Source organism: Shewanella electrica (genome assembly GCF_022321485.1).
In the GTDB taxonomy this organism is placed as follows: domain Bacteria; phylum Pseudomonadota; class Gammaproteobacteria; order Enterobacterales; family Shewanellaceae; genus Shewanella; species Shewanella electrica.
In genome coordinates this window covers 1-19,313 of sequence record NZ_JAKOGG010000010.1, presented here as the reverse complement: position 1 = coordinate 19,313, position 19,313 = coordinate 1, and the positions used below count along the sequence as shown (strand labels likewise).

Annotated in this window: 18 protein-coding genes; 7 read left to right on the top strand and 11 right to left on the bottom strand. The window is 50.2% G+C overall.

Going from position 1 to position 19,313, the window contains the following annotated elements; all coding sequences use genetic code 11:
• Positions 1-106: 106 nt before the first annotated feature.
• From L9G74_RS13705 to L9G74_RS13695, 3 genes are all read left to right on the top strand, one after another.
• Positions 107-2,098, top strand: coding sequence for a peptidase U32 family protein (locus L9G74_RS13705; RefSeq protein WP_238896983.1), 1,992 nt, complete (start codon positions 107-109; stop codon positions 2,096-2,098).
• Positions 2,099-2,305: 207 nt separating this feature from the next.
• Positions 2,306-3,901, top strand: a complete 1,596-nt coding sequence (locus L9G74_RS13700; protein ID WP_238896982.1) for a mechanosensitive ion channel family protein — start codon at positions 2,306-2,308, stop codon at positions 3,899-3,901.
• 354 nt (positions 3,902-4,255) lie between these two features.
• The gene (locus L9G74_RS13695) at positions 4,256-5,365 is read left to right on the top strand and encodes an aldo/keto reductase (protein ID WP_238896981.1); all 1,110 of its coding nucleotides are present in this window, start codon (positions 4,256-4,258) and stop codon (positions 5,363-5,365) included.
• Between the two features lie 109 nt (positions 5,366-5,474).
• Here L9G74_RS13695 and fdxB read toward each other — a convergent pair whose 3' ends face one another.
• The 10 genes from fdxB to nifH all read right to left on the bottom strand — a co-directional run bounded on the left by fdxB (position 5,475) and on the right by nifH (position 14,785).
• Positions 5,475-5,759 carry a ferredoxin III, nif-specific gene (gene fdxB / locus L9G74_RS13690; protein ID WP_238896980.1) on the bottom strand — a complete coding sequence of 95 codons (285 nt, stop codon included), beginning with the start codon at positions 5,757-5,759 and terminating at the stop codon, positions 5,475-5,477.
• A 158-nt stretch (positions 5,760-5,917) separates the two neighbouring features.
• Entirely contained in the window at positions 5,918-6,409 is a 492-nt protein-coding gene (locus L9G74_RS13685; protein ID WP_238896979.1) for a NifB/NifX family molybdenum-iron cluster-binding protein, read from the bottom strand.
• On the bottom strand, positions 6,406-7,785 hold the full coding sequence (gene nifN / locus L9G74_RS13680; RefSeq protein WP_238896978.1) for a nitrogenase iron-molybdenum cofactor biosynthesis protein NifN: 1,380 nt from the start codon (positions 7,783-7,785) through the stop codon (positions 6,406-6,408). The genes L9G74_RS13685 and nifN overlap by 4 nt, the downstream gene beginning before the upstream one ends.
• A gap of 19 nt (positions 7,786-7,804) precedes the next feature.
• Positions 7,805-9,250 carry a nitrogenase iron-molybdenum cofactor biosynthesis protein NifE gene (gene nifE, locus L9G74_RS13675; RefSeq protein ID WP_238896977.1) on the bottom strand — a complete coding sequence of 482 codons (1,446 nt, stop codon included), beginning with the start codon at positions 9,248-9,250 and terminating at the stop codon, positions 7,805-7,807.
• Between the two features lie 219 nt (positions 9,251-9,469).
• A complete protein-coding gene (locus tag L9G74_RS13670) occupies positions 9,470-9,766 on the bottom strand; it encodes a DUF6129 family protein (RefSeq protein WP_238896976.1) in 297 nt (98 codons plus the stop codon).
• 1 nt (position 9,767) lies between these two features.
• Positions 9,768-10,454 carry a NifB/NifX family molybdenum-iron cluster-binding protein gene (locus L9G74_RS13665; protein WP_238896975.1) on the bottom strand — a complete coding sequence of 229 codons (687 nt, stop codon included), beginning with the start codon at positions 10,452-10,454 and terminating at the stop codon, positions 9,768-9,770.
• Between the two features lie 13 nt (positions 10,455-10,467).
• Positions 10,468-10,689, bottom strand: a complete 222-nt coding sequence (nifT, locus tag L9G74_RS13660) for a putative nitrogen fixation protein NifT (protein ID WP_238896974.1) — start codon at positions 10,687-10,689, stop codon at positions 10,468-10,470.
• A 64-nt stretch (positions 10,690-10,753) separates the two neighbouring features.
• Positions 10,754-12,325, bottom strand: a complete 1,572-nt coding sequence (gene nifK, locus L9G74_RS13655) for a nitrogenase molybdenum-iron protein subunit beta (protein ID WP_238896973.1) — start codon at positions 12,323-12,325, stop codon at positions 10,754-10,756.
• Positions 12,326-12,394: 69 nt separating this feature from the next.
• Positions 12,395-13,855, bottom strand: a complete 1,461-nt coding sequence (gene nifD / locus L9G74_RS13650) for a nitrogenase molybdenum-iron protein alpha chain (RefSeq protein ID WP_238896972.1) — start codon at positions 13,853-13,855, stop codon at positions 12,395-12,397.
• Between the two features lie 54 nt (positions 13,856-13,909).
• Entirely contained in the window at positions 13,910-14,785 is an 876-nt protein-coding gene (gene nifH / locus L9G74_RS13645) for a nitrogenase iron protein (protein WP_238896971.1), read from the bottom strand.
• 1,626 nt (positions 14,786-16,411) lie between these two features.
• On the opposite strand from nifH, the gene L9G74_RS13640 reads away from it, so the two are divergent.
• Together L9G74_RS13640 and L9G74_RS13635 are read left to right on the top strand one after the other, a co-directional pair.
• Positions 16,412-16,915 (top strand): hypothetical protein, encoded by a 504-nt coding sequence (locus L9G74_RS13640; RefSeq protein ID WP_238896970.1) that lies wholly within the window; start codon positions 16,412-16,414, stop codon positions 16,913-16,915.
• Positions 16,916-16,920: 5 nt separating this feature from the next.
• Entirely contained in the window at positions 16,921-17,505 is a 585-nt protein-coding gene (locus L9G74_RS13635; protein WP_238896969.1) for a hypothetical protein, read from the top strand.
• Between the two features lie 92 nt (positions 17,506-17,597).
• Here the strand turns inward: L9G74_RS13635 and L9G74_RS13630 are convergent, their stop codons facing one another.
• Entirely contained in the window at positions 17,598-18,071 is a 474-nt protein-coding gene (locus L9G74_RS13630; RefSeq protein ID WP_238896968.1) for a GNAT family N-acetyltransferase, read from the bottom strand.
• A gap of 261 nt (positions 18,072-18,332) precedes the next feature.
• Between L9G74_RS13630 and L9G74_RS13625 the strand changes: the two genes are divergently transcribed.
• Together L9G74_RS13625 and L9G74_RS13620 are read left to right on the top strand one after the other, a co-directional pair.
• Positions 18,333-18,485 (top strand): hypothetical protein, encoded by a 153-nt coding sequence (locus L9G74_RS13625; RefSeq protein WP_238896967.1) that lies wholly within the window; start codon positions 18,333-18,335, stop codon positions 18,483-18,485.
• Positions 18,486-18,489: 4 nt separating this feature from the next.
• A complete protein-coding gene (locus tag L9G74_RS13620; RefSeq protein ID WP_238896966.1) occupies positions 18,490-19,206 on the top strand; it encodes a hypothetical protein in 717 nt (238 codons plus the stop codon).
• The last annotated feature ends 107 nt before the right edge of the window (positions 19,207-19,313 follow it).

The window sequence follows — 19,313 nt, the reverse complement described above, 5'->3', positions numbered from 1 at the left end:
ATGATGTTGTGCTCCCAGCAATTGCTGCGAACGTGGGCTAGATCGCCGCGCCGCACTAGCAAAGCCATTAAAATTAGCGGTCGTTTAAGTAGTTGTGGTTTCCCTTGTGACCAGTCAGTTTGAGTTATTAGCTCCGGGCGGTGATCTCGCCTCTATTCATGCCGCCATTGCTGCGGGTGCCGATGCCATCTATTGCGGTTTAGGCCGTTTTAATGCCCGTAACCGCGCCGAAAACCTCACGCTGGAGCAGCTCAAAGCGGTGTTGCCGTTAGCGCATCAGCACCAGTGCAAAATCTTTGTCACGCTCAATATTATGCTGCTGGAAAGCGAACTCAACGCGGTGGTAAAGCTGCTTAATCAACTGATGCGGATTGAGATCGACGGGGTGATTATTCAAGATCTCGGCCTCGCCTACCTGCTGAAACAGTATTATCCAATGCTGGATCTGCACGGCTCAACCCAACTTAACAGCCACAACTGCGGCCAAATCCAACTGCTGCAACAACTGGGTTGCAGTCGGGTCAATCTGTCACGCGAATTAAGCATTGATGAGATTAAACCGCTGGCGCAATTTGGCTTGCAGCATGATGTAAAAATGGAAGTGTTTGTGCACGGCTCCTACTGCATTGGCTTTTCTGGCCTGTGCTACATGAGTTCGCTGCGCAATGGTGCGTCGGGCAACCGTGGCCGCTGTAGCCAGCCGTGTCGCGATACTTATCAAACAACGGCCATGGGCGTTAAGCATCCGCTCAATATGAAAGACAACTCGGCCTATTTGGATTTGCCGCTGTTGGCCGATGCGGGCGTGTACTCGCTCAAAGTGGAAGGCCGCATCAAAAAGCCGCACTATGTGTATACCGTGGTGCAGCAATGGCGCAAACAGCTCAATAGCTATGAGCAGCGCGGCCAATTGCTGACCGACACCAGCGTACTGTACAAGGTATTTAATCGCGATTTTTCTGATGGTTACCTGAGCGGCAATATCCATCGCCAGATGTTTATCGACAACCCGCGCAATCATGCCGCCGAGCATTTTGCCAACCTTGCCAATGTGAGCAACGAAACCGACCGCCAGCGCATCAAGGTGCAGGTGTACGATGAAAACACCGCCATTATGCGTCAAGTGGATGCGGCAGTGGCTAAGTTACTCGCCGAGCCAGTTTCTGAGCCGAGCCAACGTAAAATTGCCGATGTGCATCTGCCCAAGCTACATGATCATGCTATTAAACAAGCGGCGACTCTGTCGGTGCTGTTATCGTCGCCAGCTGATATTGCCTTGAGCGAGACCGCCGCGTTACCTGAAAACCTGCAGTTTTACTGGCAAGTACCGGCCTCGTTAGCGCGAGATTTAACCGCAACCATCGCGCTATTTCAGCGGCATCCGCAGTTACTGCCGTGGTTTCCAGCGGTGTTGATTGGTGACAACTACGACGCGGCTATTACCTTGCTGCAAACCATCAAACCGCGCACCTTAGTGAGCAACAACAGCGGCGTCGGCTTTGCGGCGCAGCAGCTAGGGCTGCACTGGCAAGCGGGGCCGATGATGAACATCAGCAACTCCTACAGCCTACTGTGTTTGCAGCAAGAGTTTGGTGCCAGCGGCGCGTTTATCTCAAACGAGATCGCCGGTTTTCAGATGAAACATATCAAGCGCCCCGCCAACTTCCGCCTCGCCTATATGCTGTATCAACCGTGGGCGTTGCTGACCAGCCGCCAATGTTTGTTCCAACAAACCACCGGTTGTCGTAAGCAGAAAATCAGCAAAAGCTGCTTACCAAAATGCGCTAAAGCGACCACGCTCACCAATGAAAATGGCGAACCGTACCGCATTCAAAAACTGGCAGGGCAGCACAACGCCATTTACGGCAATGAACACTTTATGAATCTAGCCTTGGTGCGTGAACATGCCGACATGTTTAACGAACTGTTTATCGACTTGAGCGACATTGATACCGCTACCAACATCGGTCTAAATAAAGCCGAATTGATCTGCCAATTTGCAGCACTATTGGATGAAACACAGTGCGAGCAAGCCATCGCCTTGCTGAGCCAACAGATCAGCCCCACCACTGAAGGCCAATACCACGCTGGGCTGTAATCACCGCCCACGGCACTCGCCTGCTATCGCTGACCGGCCTCATCTGCGAGACACTTGGCCGATATAAGTTACTTACCGCACAAATAACCGCGGAACCGCAGCAGAAGGTGTTGCAGAACACACAGTTACGGTTAATAGTTTCTCTGTTAAACCCGTGTTGCCGTATAAAAAACACTCAGGAAGCCACAAAAACAGAGCGAGATAGCCATGTACAAAGTTCTTTTACTGGGATTAGCCATAGCCATTGGCTGGCCTGCGGCAGCAGAACCCACCAGCGAAACAGCAACGTTACAAGCGTTACAACAAGGATTACAACAGAACATTAGCGAGTTAAAAGAGAGCAAAGGTGAGCTGAAAGCCGTTAGTGAATTTCGTATCAAGGAACAAGCGCAAGCGTTCCGCAATACCCTCAAACAAGCACTCGAAGAAGACAATCCAAACGCCGACGTGTTATTGCCCTATGTGCAAAAACATCAGCAGCAACTGCAAGCGTTCGTGCAATATATCAATAACGAAATGGCGCGTATTTCTGCCCAACTTGGCAGCGATAATGATGCTCCATTGATGCTGGAACTATCACGGCGCAACTTAGAGAAAACCGATTTTTACCGTGATCAGTTGGACCTGCTCAACTGGGCCGACCGCCTCAAGGCCGACACCAGCAGTGAGCGACAAGTACTCACAGAGCAACTGCAAAACCAAGCAGCGCACCTGCAAAGTTTGGTGAGCTACAACCAACAGCAGATGAGCGCCTTGGTTGAAGACGTCAACGAAGCCGGTAAAGATGCCAGCAGTGAGCAACGCGCGCAGCTAGGCGTACTCAAAGAACGACTCAACAATAACAGCGCAGCACTGGGTGCTGATATCAGCATGCTCGACAGCTTAGGCGTTGACACCAACGCCCTAAAACAGAGCTTGTTTGCCGTGTCTGGCAATATCACCCAAGACGTTTTTAACGTGAGTTTTGTGTCGCAACTGTTCGGCAATTGGTTGCACGTGGCCGAGACCAGCATTGTCGAAAATGGCCCGAGCCTTGCCGTTAAGCTGTTGGTATTTTTGGTTATTCTATTCTGCGCGCACTTACTGGCTAAACTCACGGAACGACTGGTACGCAAAGCAGTAAGCACCTCTAAACTCAATTTCAGCAAGCTGTTGCAAGACTTTTTCGGCGGATTATCTGGCAAGGTGGTGATGACCATCGGCTTGCTGATCGCGCTATCGCAACTTGGTTTTGAACTTGGCCCCTTGCTGGCAGGCTTTGGTATCGCCGGTGTGATTATCGGTTTCGCGCTGCAAGACACGCTGTCTAACTTTGCCTCTGGCATGATGATTTTGGTGTATCGCCCCTACGATGTCGGCGATTTGATCAACGCCGCTGGTGTGACTGGCCGCGTGAGCCACATGAGCTTAGTGTCCACCACAATTAAAACGCTAGATAACCAACGCTTGATTGTGCCCAACAACAAAATTTGGGGCGACACCATCAACAACATCACCGCCGAACGCCACCGCCGCGTGGATATGACCTTTGGCATTGGCTATAGCGATGACATTGAAAAAGCAGAGAAAGTGCTGCAAGAGATCGTTTCGCAACATCCAAAAGTGCTGCAACACCCAGAGCCTGTGGTCAGGCTGCATCTGCTCAACGAATCATCGGTCGACTTCATTGTGCGGCCATGGGTGCAACCGGATGATTACTGGATTGTTTATTGGGACATCACCCGCGCCGTGAAAATGCGCTTTGATGCGGAGAACATTACCATTCCGTTCCCGCAACGAGATGTGCATTTTTATCGCGGGTAACAATGGTTTGAGTCATTAATGCAAAAGGGGCAACGATTGCCCCTTTGCTTTCCATAACGTATTGTTCGAGGCTCACGCTTTAGAACAAGTAGACGGCGCCAGACGATGCGCTTGTGTCGTCATTAAACTCTTCACGACACTCTGGATTTGTAAACTATATCATCAGCTTAAAAATCCTATTTCGTTGCCTACTTTTTTACCGCGTTGATGTGACCAACGCCAGTTGTTGGTTAAAGTGTGCTTGTTCATTGCCAGTATTCATCTTAAGGTGAACCACAGCAATTTTGTTCGGAAAAGATACATTCTGCGACAGGAAGTTAACAGTATAAGCAATTGATAAGGGAGGTTTTATTTATGGTCGCTCGACGTGAATTTATATCAGCGATGGTTGCCAGTGCAGTATCTGCGACGGCTTTGCCAAGCTTTGCTGCAAGTGACACAGATAAAGTAAGTTTTCCCAAAAATGCTAATGCTCAAGCCCCCTTCACTCCCCCTTATGGATTGGCCTTAGGCGGTGTACCGTTAGCCAGTGGTTTCAAAATCACGCCACTTGAAGATGGTATTGATGCCGTGCGCACCGCATGGCAACAAGGTATTCGTTACTTTGATACCTCCCCTTGGTATGGCCAAGGCCGCAGTGAACGCCGCATGGGTGCATTTTTGGCAGAGCAGAACCGGGATGAATTTTTTCTCTCTACTAAAATTGGCAGGCTGCTAAAACCCGGTAATCCACCACAATCAAAAGTATGGCCCAAACCTGCACCATTTCACCGTGAGTATGATTTCTCGGCCGCTGGCGTTCGCCGCTCGATTGAGGATTCAATGCAACGACTTGGCGTTGATCGTATCGATTTTGTCTTTATTCATGACTTATCACCCGATAATGGCGATATGGGGAGTGATTGGCTTGAGTACTTCAAACAGGCACAACATGGTGCCATGCCTGAGCTGATCCGTATGCGTGAAGAAGACATTATTAAAGGCTGGGGGCTGGGAGTGAATACTTTAGCGCCGATTTTAAAAACGCTAGAAGTCAGCGATGCCGATCTCTTTTTAAGCGCCACCCAATATACACTCATCCGTCATCAAGACTCACTCGCGCAACTGCATCCAGCACTGCGTAAACACGGTAAAAAAATGGTGGTAGGGTCACCGCTTAATTGTGGTTTTCTGTCAGGTGCCGAACGCTTAGATTACGGCGGCACCATTACGCCCGAACTGCGCACTAAGCGCCAACAGTTACAGGCGATTGCACAACACTATGGTACCGACCTCAGAACGGTCGCCCTGCAATTTGCAGGAGCGCCTGATGTAGTCACCTCGGTGATTGTGGGTGCCCGTAATGGGCAACAAATCGCGGAAGATATCGCCTCGATGCAGCAGCAATTGCCCGCTGAACTGTGGCAGGAACTGAAATCGACAGGGTTGATTGCGGCTGAGGCGCCAGTGCCCATCATTAGTTGACCACTACCAATAACGAAGCAAAGGGGGCAAATCAGCCCCCTTTGCTTACGCTGTTAGCGCAAAACGTGATGGCGTTATGTTGCCGTCCCCGCACTAAGGTTCAGCCAAACTACGCCGCTTTGGCGGCAAAACTGTGGCACCCTTTGGGGCAGACTTTAGCGCAGGCCTGACAGCCGATACAGTCATCGCCGTCGGCGATACTCATCACCATCATCACTTCTTCATCGTAAAGATCGTCTTCATCGGCATCTTCTTTTTCAACCAAATCAAACACATTACGTGAACAAACCTTAAAACAGCGGCCACAGCCGATACAGCTGTGTTGATTTACGGCCTCAATGTATTGTGGCTCCCACTGCCCGCCCCCACGGGTCACCCCGACGACATTACTCATTGTGTTGCTCCTGATATTGAAAATTAGAGATTTGAGTTGCGAGTTGCGAGACTCGAGTTTCGAGTTTCGAGACCAGTAACCCACCGCTCGCCACTGCTTTCTTTTAGCTGTTGCCCGCTACTCGCGACTCGTCACACGCCGCTCGCGCTGCGCCGCGCTCACCATTCCTCATCCATCAAGGCTTGTAGCCGATCGGCTTCGTTGGTGGGCGCGCGGGTAACTTGTTTGAGCGAGCGGGCTAACCAGCCCATCGGTTTGCCTTGCAATTCTTGTTGTAGCTCTTGCAGCAGGGTATGAATATCGGCGCCCTCGCCGACTTTCACCGGATGAATGCCGCGCTCCAATAGCTGCCGAATGGCCGACGCGCCACAGGCGTTGCAAAACACGGCGGCGCAGCCCGCAAGATCGTTAATCCGTGCCGGCAAACGGTCATGGGCTTTTTGCTCACCTTCGGCGTATTCAATCGCTTCGAGAATGCGCCACTCGCTGTTATCCACGCCATAAATCAACATGCCGCGGGCGCTGCCAAAATGCTGTTCCACTTGGCGACGATTGCCGGTCGCAAAGGCCACTTTCAGCGGAAATTCGCCCTCTTGTGGCTTAGGTTCAACATGTAATTTGCGTTCTGAGTGGGTGGTAATGTTGCTCATGCGCTCTCCTTAGCGGTGGCGTGCGGCGTCACCTGCTCGGCACCGAAACGATAACGGCTGATATGTGGGGTGACTTCGTCGTGATGATGGCGCAACACCAAATTAGCTAGGGCAAACAGGCGCTCGCGGCTGCCTTCATAACCAAACTGATGCACATCCATGTTGCCGAACTGGTCGTGACACGGATACCCCGCACGCAGCACTGGCGTGTGTGGTTCAAACACGGCGGCGGCATGGCTGTTACTGATCACCAAACGCAAACTGGTGGCGGTTTGGCTGAGGCGATGAATATCGCCAATGATCACTTCACCTGCGTCCAACTCTGCCAGCCCAGCCATATCGACGGTGGTGACTATACGCGGCTGTTTGATGCCCATTTCGCTGAGCAATGTCGAGTAGCCAATCACTAAATCTGGCTCCAGCGCCATGCCGACCGATTCATTGCTGAGCACAAAGTGACAATCGAGCATGGCATCTTGCAGCCGCCGCCGCGCGCGGTTAATCCAGCTAGGGACCGGCCTGCCGCTGAATTTAGCCAACTGCATCACCAAGGCATCCATGCTGTTAATGCCCATGCCCATATCGCACTCGATAATCGGAATATTAAAGCGCTGCTTCAGCCATGTGGCAGTGCTGAGCAGCGAGCGACCAAGCACTAAGGTGGCGGCGCTGTCGGACATCTGCTCAATTTCCAGTACCGAGGTGCCCCCGGTAGAGGTTGGTGAGAAATCGTCGTCACCCAAATGCCCATCCAGCGACAGCGACAAATCCGGCACTAATACCGCATCTAGCTCAAACGCTTCGAGGTAACGTTTCAGGGTTTCGATATCGGCACTGGTCATGCCGACCGAACAAAGTACGTTGAGTTGTTTACGCACCCGCGGTTTGCCTGATGGTGGCTGTACTAATTGCCGCACCAGCGCATCCACGCAGCTCGCAAAGCCGGTTTGCATGCTGCCGTTAAAATCGGGTGTCGACATATTCACAATGCGAGTGGCAGCAAACTCGGGATGGCGCAGACGAAAATCGGCAATCACGCGGAAGGTATCGGTGCCCTGCATTTCGGTGAGGCCAGAGGTCATGACGGTGATGATTTGCGGCGCCTCTTTGTTACACAGGGTTTTTAACGCTTCAAACAGGTTGTCATCGCCGCCCATTACCGCTGCGACTTGGTCAATGGCGGTATTTTGCAGCGGGATCGGCTCGCGCAGATGTTGGATCAAATACACTTTGGCAAAGGCGCCGCAGCCTTGGGAGCCGTGCAATAACGGAATGCAGCGGTTGATACCGAGGCTGGCGAGTGTGGCACCGGTGGCAGGGCTGGTTTTCAGCGGCTGGGTCACCAGCGGCGTGTTTTGTTTACTGATAGTTGCCATGGAAACTCCTCGAATCTGCTTAGGCGCTCACGTCGTGGGTTTGTGGGGTAAGTTCATGGTCTTCCGCCAGTTGGCCGTTATCCCACGGTGTTTTTTCCCACGGCGAACGGCTGCGTACCGCGCCCCAAATCGGGCTGTTAAGCGTGCGTACTAACTCTTCGGCTAAGGTGATCATCCCTTGATAACCAGCGTAGGCGTGGTGGCGTTCTTGGTTGATATCCAAAAATGGCATTTTGGCTTTCAGCGCGGTGTACATGTTGCGGCCACCGGCAATCATCAAGTCAGCGTTGTGCTGACGACAGGTGCTGATCAGTTGCCGCGCGCCGCCTTCATCCAGCATCAAGGCGTTTTCGCCCATGATGTCGATAATGCGTTGCTTGTCCGATTGGGTGGATTTTTTGGTGCCAGTGGCAACCACCTCAATGCCGATCTCTTGCAGTGCCGATACTACTGACCATGACTTAACGCCGCCGGTATATAGCAGCGCCCGTTTACCCGCCAGCAACGCCCGGAAGGGTTTTAGCTCGGCGCGCACGCGGCTTTCTTCACGGGCGATCAGCTGCTCGACGTCAACGGTAAGCTTGGGATCGTTGAGCAGTTTGGCAAAACCGCGCAGCGCGGCGGAGGTATCTTCAATGCCGTAAAAACTGCCTTCAAACCACGGTACGCCCCACTGCTCTTGTAGCAACCGCGCCACGTTAATCTGCGCTCGCGAACACACCACCATGGCCGCATCGGCACGATGCATGGTTTGAATTTGATGGAATTGAGTATCGCCCGCCATGCAGCACAATACCCGCAGGCCAAGCTGTTCAAACAGCGGCGACACATGCCAAAACTCACCGGCGATGTTGTATTCACCAATCAACACAATGTCGTGCACCTTGCGCGATGGGTCATGCTGCATTACCGGCTTGGCCGGTGGCTCGGCGGTGCCGACCACATGTTTCACCATCACGCTGCCCGCAATACGGTTACCGAGGTTTTTTTTGCCGTAAAAGCCAGCGGCATCCACCGGGATCACCGGCTTGTGCCACCGCTCAGACGCCAGTTTACAAATGGCATCAATGTCGTTGCCTTCCAGCGCGGGCACGCAGGTCATGTAAACAAACACCGCTGGCGGGTTGTGCTCCTCAATCAACTGTTTGATGGCGTGCAGCAAGCGTTTTTCGGCGCGCCCCATGATCACATCTTGCTCGTTAAGGTCGGTGGTAAAACCTAAGCGAAACAGATTAGAGCCAATGGCGCGGGTGCCACGATTGTTCCAACTGTTACCCGCACAAGCGATGGGGCCGTGCACGATATGGCCAACATCGGCAATCGGCAGCAAGCTGATTTGCGCGCCATCAAAACTACAGCCACCAGCGGTAGCGCCAGGTTTTGGCCGCGAACAGCCGCTTTTACTGCCTTTGTTATGCTCGCACGCAGGTTCATCCTGCAATAGGCGGATCTCAGATGGCTTCATGGCTAGCTCCTTGCTGCTGATGGTGGCGACGGTTTCGACCCACCGCTGACGGCCAATCGAAAGTGATAAGTTGAAATTGCAAGGAGGAAGCCAAGAGTTAAGCTATTGTTTTTGCTTAGTTCTGCGTTCTAAAAGCCGACATAAAAAAATGGCTTTGTCGGGTTTACGACAAAGCCAAACAGGGATGTAAGACAAAGGCGTAGCTTTTGTCTTAACAGGTCAATCAAGATGCAGTGCCACCACCACGCCCGCGCAATCTTCGGGCGAGAAAGTAAGCCCCGCACAACTATCTGGCCGCAGTTGCATCAAATGCAGATCAAAACTGGCATAGCTCAGATAGGGTTCGCGCTCACCCAGATCATCTTCAAAACACAGGGTAAACTTCAGTGATGGGAATTCACTGCGCATGGCAATCAACACCTGTTCGTTGATGACTGGATGAGACGCGATTTGTTCACCAATGCTGGCAATCCGTTGCGCCGCTACCAAAGCAGTGGCAGATGACACGCAGGTCATGTTATGCCTCCAGCTCTGACAGTTCGGCGTGGATTTCTATGCCCAGCAGTTTGGCAATCCAAGGCGGTGGATTGCTAGCAATCACCGCACTCAAACTCTGCATTGCTGGCCCAGCCTCTTCCGGCACGGCCTTTTTCACCGGATGGATATTGGCGCGGGTAACGCGTGCCGCAGCGGGGCCACCAATCGACAGCGTAAACAACATTTGGCAGCCTTTAAGCAGCGTCAACATATGCTCGGCGCGGGCTTCACCCGACAAGCCCGATTGCACTTGGCGAATATCCACCAGCTGATGGGTAGCGGCATTAACTTCATACACCAACACCCGCAAGCACGAGCCGTAATGCCCATTGATCATTTCGCCCTGATTGGAGGTGATCGCCACCGTCAATTTAGGGCCGGGCAACGGCGGTACATCGATAATTTCAGGAGCATCTACTGCAGCCACTTCGCTATTGGTCAAAATCGCTAATGCTTCATTAACATCTTTGCGCGTAGGCGTTTCTGACAGCGAGTTCACCATCAGCCGGAACGCCTTAGGCGACAAGCTAGCGAGTTTATCTTCTGTCATCGGTTCGCCGAGGTGCTGCACCAGCAGCCCTAACAGCGAAATCAGTTCTATGTCTGGCAGGCTGCGGCTAGCTAAAGCCACCCGCAATGCTGCCTCGTCGGAAATAAATCGAGCCATTGCCCTCTCCTCCTTAAGCTGCCTGCAACCGTTTGGCGCGGACAGTGATCGGCAATTTGGGCCGGGACGGCATCGGGTCGATGTAGTAAATCGCCCCGCTGATTAAGTGTACTTCGCCACCCCAGCGTTGTTCTTCGTCAAACTCAAAGTGGGTAATGGCCTCTTCCAAATCTTTCTTGGGCAGATAGAGGCACAATTCCCCCTGCTCGTTGTACTGAATCATTACGTTTGCCATGGTGCTTCCTTTATTTGATGCAACGCTAAAAAAAGCCAGCAGGGCTAACCTGCTGGCTTGCGGTTTAGCGAACGAGGTCAAAGGCGTAATCTGTTTTGCCTAAGTCCATGGTTTCACGATCCAGCTTGGCCAGTACTTCATTCACTAAGGTGGTGAGCACATACATGGCCCCTTCGTAGCCCAAGGTGGCGCTGCGATGCAGGTGGTGACGGTCAAAGATTGGGAAGCCGATACGTACCAAAGGTACTTCAAACTCTTCACCTTTGGCTTTGGTGTCACGCTGAATGAATTTGCCGTAAGAGTTGCCGATCAACAGATCGGGCTTTTCGGTAAACATCAGCGAGCGTAAGTGCCACAAGTCATGGCCGACCAACACTTGCGCATTTTCGCCGTATGGCGTTTCGGCCAGTTGGGCTTCCATCTTTTTGCGCCAGCGTTTGCTGCCGTTATGACACAGCACGTGTTTGATTTCGCAACCGAGTTCGGTCAACAGTTTGCACATACCGCTGAGGTAATCTGGGTCACCAAAAATAGAGATGGTGACGCCGTGCAACCAAGTGTGCGAGTCGGTCATCATGTCGACCAAGCGACCACGCTCTTTGGTGATTGAGGCAGGGATTGGCTTGCCGGTCAGCTCGGACACTTTCATCACAAAGTCATCGGTCCATTCCAAGCCCATCGGAATGTTGAGTTTGGGCACTTCTTGGTGCCAAATCTCTTCGACAAATTTGGTTGATTTGGTCAGTTGATCCGGTTGCAGCATGATGGTGGTAATGGCGTTGGGTGCGTCTTTCACCTCGGCCACAGGCGTACCACCGGCGTACATACGATATTCACCGTCCGCTGGAGTATCCAACACTTCGGAAGGATCACACAGGAAGGAATAGTCAACATCCATCTCTTTGAGCATTCGCTGGATCACACGATAGTTGCCAAGGTAAGTTTCAAAGCCTGGCACAAGGTTAATTTTGCCATTGCTACCGACTTGCTTACCTTCCATCTGGTTGATGGTGAAATAGCGCAGAATACCTTCAAACATGTTGTCCCAACCGGTCACGTGGCTGCCCACGAAACTTGGCGTGTGCGCAAACGGGGTTGGCACACTTTCTGGCAGATGACCTTCTTTTTTGGCGTTACCGATGAACGCGTTTAAATCGTCCCCGATAACTTCTGCCATGCAGGTGGTTGAAACGGCAATCACTTCCGGCTTGTAAAGTGCGTAAGCGTTTTCGAGGCCAGCAAACATGTTTTTCTGGCCACCGAACACCGCCGCATCTTCAGTCATAGAGTCTGACACGCAGGCCACCGGCTCTTTGAAGTGACGGTTAAAATAGGTTCTAAAATAAGCCACGCAACCTTGTGAACCATGCACATAGGGCAGGGTTTTTTCAAAGCCCAACGCACACAGCACTGCGCCTAACGGCTGACAGGCTTTAGCGGGGTCAATGGTGACGTGCTTACGGCTAAAGTTAATCTCTTGGTATTCTTTGGTCGTTGTCCAGTCAAAAACCTCTTTGACTTTGGCATCTTCCACGGCTTCTTCAAAAGTCGCGTGTTTGCCAGCCAACAGCTCCTGATATTCTGGTTGCTTAAATAACGCATAACCAGTTTTGATTTGCTCGACTTTTTGCGTCATGACTATTCTCCTACCGTGCCACTAATCCGTGAACTCCGGCGCGGGTTATCTACCTATCTGCCACTGCTATTACGCAGTTTTCGCCAGATCTGCGGCTTCCGTCTTGGTCCATGGGGCCTTCATGTTTTTCCAACATGGGTTGTTCATGGTCAAATCCATATCGCGGGCAAAGATGGCGAAACCATCCACACCGTGGTACGGGCCTGAATAATCCCAGCTGTGCATTTGGCGGAATGGGAAGCCCATTTTTTGGAACACATACTTCTCTTTAACACCGGAGCCAACCAAGTCGGGTTTGAGTTTTTTCACGAACTCTTCCAGCTCATAGGCGCTAGCGTCATCGAACAGCAAAGTAGCGTCTTTCACTTCTGGGGTGGTTTTGACGTAGTCGTCGTTATGGGCGAACTCATAACCGGCACCGCAGATCTCCATGCCCAAATCTTCATAGGCACCGATGATGTGACGTGGACGCAAACCGCCGACATACAACATCACTGATTTGCCTTCTAAGCGTGGACGATACTTGGCGATCACTTGGTCCCACTGTTCGCGGTAACGTTTGATCACTGCTTCGGTTTGCGCCTTGATCTTGTCATCAAAGAAGCCAGCGATTTTGCGCATAGACTCTTCAATTTTGGTGGGGCCAAACAGGTTGTATTCCACCCAAGGTATGCCGTTTTTCTCTTCCATGTAACGCACGATGTAGTTCATGGAGCGATAGCAGTGCACTAAGTTGAGTTTCACTTTTGGGGTGTTTTCCATCTCGGCCAACGTGCCATCACCCGACCATTGCGCCACAACGCGCAGCCCCATATCTTCAAGGATGATACGAGAAGACCAAGCGTCACCACCGATGTTGTAGTCACCAATAATGGCGACATCGTAGTCTGTGGTTTCAAACTCTTTGCCTTCATTTGGCTGTAGCACATGGTCACGAATAGTATCGTTGGCAATGTGGTGCCCAAGTGATTGCGATACACCGCGGAAGCCTTCACAGCGCACAGGCACAATGGTTTTGCCCAGCTCTTCGCCTTTTTGTCTGGCGACCGCTTCAATATCGTCACCAATCAAGCCCACTGGGCATTCAGATTGCACTGATAAACCTTTGGTCAGCGGGAACAACTGCTCCAGTTCATCAATCGCTGCGGCCAGCTTTTTATCGCCGCCAAACACGATGTCACGTTCTTGGAAGTCCGTGGTGATATTCATGGTGCCAAACGCGTTCACCCCGGTCAGGCCGGTGTAATAGTTACGTCGCCCAGCGCGTGAGTATTGGCCGCAACCGATAGGGCCATGCGAGATATGGATCATATCTTTCACTGGGCCCCAAACTACCCCTTTCGAGCCAGCGTAGGCACAACCACGAATGGTCATCACCCCCGGCTGAGATTTACGGTTGGAGGTAATACACTTGCTACCCGCATTGGCTTGGTCGTTAACCGCCAAATGCTTCGCACGGTCTTTACGCGCCGCCTCCGGATAAACTTCCAGCACCTCATCAATCAAGGCCTGGGTTTGTTCTTTCGTCATCTCCATCGCATGTCCCTCTTGGATAAATGCTTGAATAAGATTGCCGCGCGGCGCTTAGGCCAATTCAGCAGCGGTCTTACCGATGATTGTTTCGTCTTCTACGTCCATGATGCCGAATTCCATCAACAGGTCTTCCAGCTCATCCATGGTGCATGGCTGTGGTACCACAAACATTTTGTTGTCGATGATCTTCTGTGCCAGTGAGCGATATTCATCCGCTTGCTTACATGTTGGGTCGTATTCGATCACTGTCATACGGCGGATTTCAGCCCGTTGCACAATGTTGTCGCGTGGTACGAAGTGGATCATCTGGGTGCCGATTTTGGCCGCCAGCGCCATGATCAATTCATCTTCACGGTCAGTGTTACGTGAGTTGCAGATAAGACCGGCCAAACGCACGCTACCGGATGCTGCGTATTTGCAGATCCCTTTAGAGATGTTGTTAGCGGCGTACATCGCCATCATTTCGCCAGAGCAAACGATGTAGATCTCTTGTGCTTTGTTTTCACGAATTGGCATCGCAAAACCACCGCACACCACGTCACCCAACACGTCGTAAAACACAAAGTCGAGGTCATCTTCATAAGCGCCTTCTTCTTCCAAGAAGTTGATCGCAGTGATAACGCCACGGCCAGCACAACCTACGCCTGGCTCTGGACCGCCTGATTCAACACAACGCACGTCGCCGTAACCAACTTTCAATACATCTTCCAGTTCGATATCTTCGACAGAGCCCTGCTCAGCCGCGGTTTCCATGATGGTGTTTTGTGCTTTAGAGTGCAGGATCAGACGGGTGGAGTCCGCTTTAGGGTCACAACCGATGATCATCACTTTCTTGCCTGCTTCAGCCAGTGCCGCGACCAAGTTTTGCGTCGTGGTGGACTTGCCGATACCCCCTTTGCCATAAATCGCACATTGACGAATTGCCATATTGAGTCCCTCCCTCGGGCTTGTGAAATCAACAAACGTGTTGAGTAAACAATTCGAGTTGGTGGGTGCGAAAAACGCGCCAAGGGCGGGTAAACATGGTATCAACATGTTTTTATTGAATATTTTTTGTTGTCGCATTACCGACAATGGCAGGAGCGCGCAGACAAAGGGCTGAGGTTTGTCGTGTTTTCAACAAGTTTGTAGGGTCTGCTGTTGCGGCAGACGTAGCGCAGTTATGGGTGGATGACTAACGTCATCCTAAGCTTCGCTTGGTGGTGTTTATCACTGCGTGATTGCAATCTGCGGTTGCCAAAGCTTGATGGCTAACGCCATACCAAGCTGCGCTTGGCTTTTATGGCTTGCAGCCATTGCAACCTGCGGTTGCAAAAGTCGTGAGCTTTCGCGCTCACACCACGAGACAAGGGGGCTGTTCAGCCTTGCCCCCTTGTCGATCCCCTTGCTGCGCCGAAGGGGAATTGGTGCTGCCTGTAGATTCAGAGTGTTAACTGAGGTTCAATTGGTGGCTGTCCCCATTTTTGTTGTTTTTGTTATCACTGGTTCATCTGTGCTGGGGAATCTCGGAGTACATCTGCCAGCATAGATCTGCACGAATGAACAAGGACGGTGAATATCTCGATTGCTTGATGTCTGCCCAACGCTCCTGCACTGCGCCAAGGGGAATTTGTTTTTCCTGTAATTTCAGTGTGTTATCTGAGGTTCAATTGGTGACTGTCCCCATTTTTTTAGTCCCCATTTTTGTTGGTGCGAAAAACGCGCCAGGGTCTGCTGTTGCGGCAGACGTGGCGCAGTTGTTGGTGGATGACTAACGTCATCCTAAGCTTCGCTTGGTGGTGTTTGGAGGTTGGGTTATTTCATGTGGCACCGGTGGTACCTTGTGGTTTCAATGTGGTTAATCACCTGCGGTGGGGACGTGCATGGATGCACTAATGCCGTGGAGCACATGGACGTGCGAGAACGGCCTTATGCACAGATGATCCAGTGACACGCTGTGAACCCATCCATGGGCGCTCGACCCTCGGCGTCGACATACAGGATGTATTAATGCCGTGGAGCACATGGACGTGCGAGAACGGCCTTATGCACAGATGATCCAGTGACACGCTGTGAACCCATCCATGGGCGCTCGACCCTCGGCGTCGACATACAGGATGTATTAATGCCGTGGAGCACATGGACGTGCGAGAACGGCTATGGCTCGGACGGTCACTGGTTCATCTGTGCTGGGGAATCTCGGAGTACACCTGCTAATCCTGTGTCGTCTTATCTTTCGCTACGGCGCTTCTGGTTTGTCATCCGCGCAAATCGCTCATTCCTTACTGTCGCTTCGAGGTATCAACATGCAGCGTGATACACACTGGCAGCGCCATACAAAGGTAAATCTTATGTGCTGACGTTTGAATGGTCTGACAATAAACTTTATTGTGCTGCACTGATGTGGAAGCTTTATTTACTAGGCGGTAGATATCGCACTAGCACCGCTGGAACAGCTGGGTCGTTTTAATCTGGCTCACTGACAGTAAAAAGGCAAAGATGGCTGCACGCTCACAGCATCTAAGCATCAATTAACGCTGCTGTATTTCGTTAATCACTCGACTAAGGACAAATATGAGTAATGAAGCGCTTTTTGCTGCATTGGAACAAGCCGTTCCGGGCTTTTCGGCAACAGAGATTACGGTGCCCGCTGTAGATGAACGACAGGGAGAATATAAGCAAGTTTATTGGCTGGATGAGTTATTGGGAGAAGATTTCCTCTGTTATGTGGAATGGAAAGAGTTTGATCCGTGGGGAGTGGATGGGCTCAATGCATTAATTCCGGTTAAACAGGCTGAAATCACCTTATCGACCGACAGTCTTTATGATGAACAGGGCTTTCCGGTTCAAGAGATCAGCCATGAGGAGTTTATGTATGATGCGGGTGGTTTCTTCCTGCCGGTGTTACAGCAACAACTAAAACCTGCGGGGTTACAGCTGCTGCAAGTGGGGATATTGCAGCGCGATGGCAAAACCTATTTACATGAAAACCCGCGCTTTATTTGCGTAACAACCGATAAAGCTGATGTTGAGCAGCTCAATTTTGCCTTACAACAACGAGGGCTACTACTTTGCTAAAAACAATGTCTTTAACCAGCAGCATGACTGGCCGGTTAGTTATTAGCCTGATGCTGCTATTAGTGATAACTGGCTGCTCGCGCCAAGTACGCTGGAAGCACCCAACACCATCGACAGAGTTATTGCAAAAAGCCATGACCGACTTGCATGGTTATCATGTTTTCAGCGATTTTGATACACGCGATAACAGCCTGTTAAGCCGTGAAGACGCGGTAAAAATGCTGGCAGATAACAGCCTGATCACCAGCGACACGCCAAACTTTAAGTTCATCAGCTTTAGTGGCAACGAGATTACTATTGTTGGTTATAACCAATACTACCGACCAAAAACGCAAAACTACCGCAGCCCCATCATTTACCGCTATCGCGGTAAGCTAGAGGATGCGGTGTATTCTTTGCCGCATATGGCACCGGTATTGGGTGATTTAAAAGTAACGTCAAAGCCGATTGAGAACGTACAACTGTGGTTGGTGAACGAGCAACAAGCGGCATCTACCGATTTTGACGGCAGCTTAATGTTTAAAGTCTGGAACGGTGAGTATTTCGATATCAGCGCCTTTACCACTAAAAGCTGGGATTATCTTTTCTAACGTAGCCGTCCAGCCGCGCTTACTGACAGCGCGGCCTGCGTGGTCATTCGCTGACTGGTTGGTTGAATGCCGTCCCGTAAAAAGCAGCTGGTTTACTCAGTAACCAGTGCCTGTATCGGCAGCGTCATAAAAGCGCTGTTGGGATCGAGGCTGTAATCGGCGAATGGAGGGCAGTCGCTGAAACCGAATTTGCGGTAGAGGCTGCGGGCGGCGGTGAAGTAATCCATAGTGCCAGTTTCTAAACTCACTTGGCGAATACCGCGCTCGACGGCTTGTGCCAGCGCATATTGCAGCAATGCCGATGCCACGCCTTTGCCGCGAGCAGCAGGTGCGGTGCGCATTGATTTCAATTCAGCGTGGTCGCTATCGAGCACTTTCAGCGCTAAACACCCCAGCAGTTCACCGTCTTGTCGTGCGCTCCAAAAGGTAATCTCCGGCTGGCGCAGTTTGTCCAAGTCCAGCGCGTGTACGCTTTCGGCAGGTGAGTTGGCGTACATGTCATCCAGGTGTTGTTGCAGCAAGCCGATGATGTCTGCAGAGGTTAACGGGTCGATAGTGATTTGCAACTTAAGGTTTCCAAGGTTGGTTGGGATAACTACAGGTTATATTTGAATCTATATTTCTATCAATAACCCAGCAATTTTTAAGACATCCGATGCAATTCCAAACGCGCTCAAAAAAATGAAAAAAATAATACTAACATCATGATATTAAATAGATTTAATTAGTCCAGACAGTAGTTGGTAATCGGGGAGTTTGAAGCTTGCACAAAAACTACCTATCACATACAATAAATTCATCTTGTATCCTTAGCTCAGGAGCTTTTAATGAAAGCATTAATGGGTGAACTTGCTAAAAAGATTAGAAAAGACGTGAAAGGTCGTGAAGCGATGAAACTTTTTTTGACAGAAGGGGCGACTGAGAAAACGATTAAATTGTCTGATGGTAAAAAATATCGGTTAGTGTCAAAAAGCTCTTAATGTAATGAGTATTACTTTATCTGCACTATTTATTTTCCTTCTTATTGTAACCGGATTTATTTTTTACAATACTCATGATAAAAAAGAAGGTCATAGATTAGAACAAAAACCTTTCGAAATATCTTCTGCTGGTGGAGTTTTATCTTCTTTCATATTTCACTTCATTTATGCATCAGCAATTGATAATTACTACAAAATAAACTTTAAACTTTGCATATCAATTGTCACAGGTGAGAAATTAACAAGTAAAAATATCGACAACCTAATATCTAACAGTCATTTAATTTTCTTTTATTTTATAACCTCCTATATTATTGCTTATGTTTTAGGCAAGCTATCTCAAAAAATTAGATTGTATTTAAATCCATATAAAATTTCAGCCTTTGCTTATGATACCCCTTGGTATTATGAGCTAAAAGGGAAAGTATCAGAAGAATTATCCTCACAAATTATAAAGGTTTCTTGTCTAGCAGTTATTGGTAGCGAATCTTTTTTATACTACGGGTATTTAGAAGATTTCTATTTAGACAAGACAGGCCAACTAGATAGAATTGTATTATCAGATGTATATAGAAGAAACATTAAAAATGATGACAAAGGTGAAAAAGACGAACGGTTTTATGCGATAAAAGGGGCAAGATTGATTCTTAAATACTCTATAATTCACAATATAAACATTGAATATATTGAGATTATAGAGGTGAATGATAATACGGAATGATTGTTATAATAAAAAGAGATAGGAATAAACATCAGGGTGAGAGCATGAATGCCTAAATATCACTCAACGCATTTAAACCCGCTGTTAGTACCAGCTCTAGGTAGTCA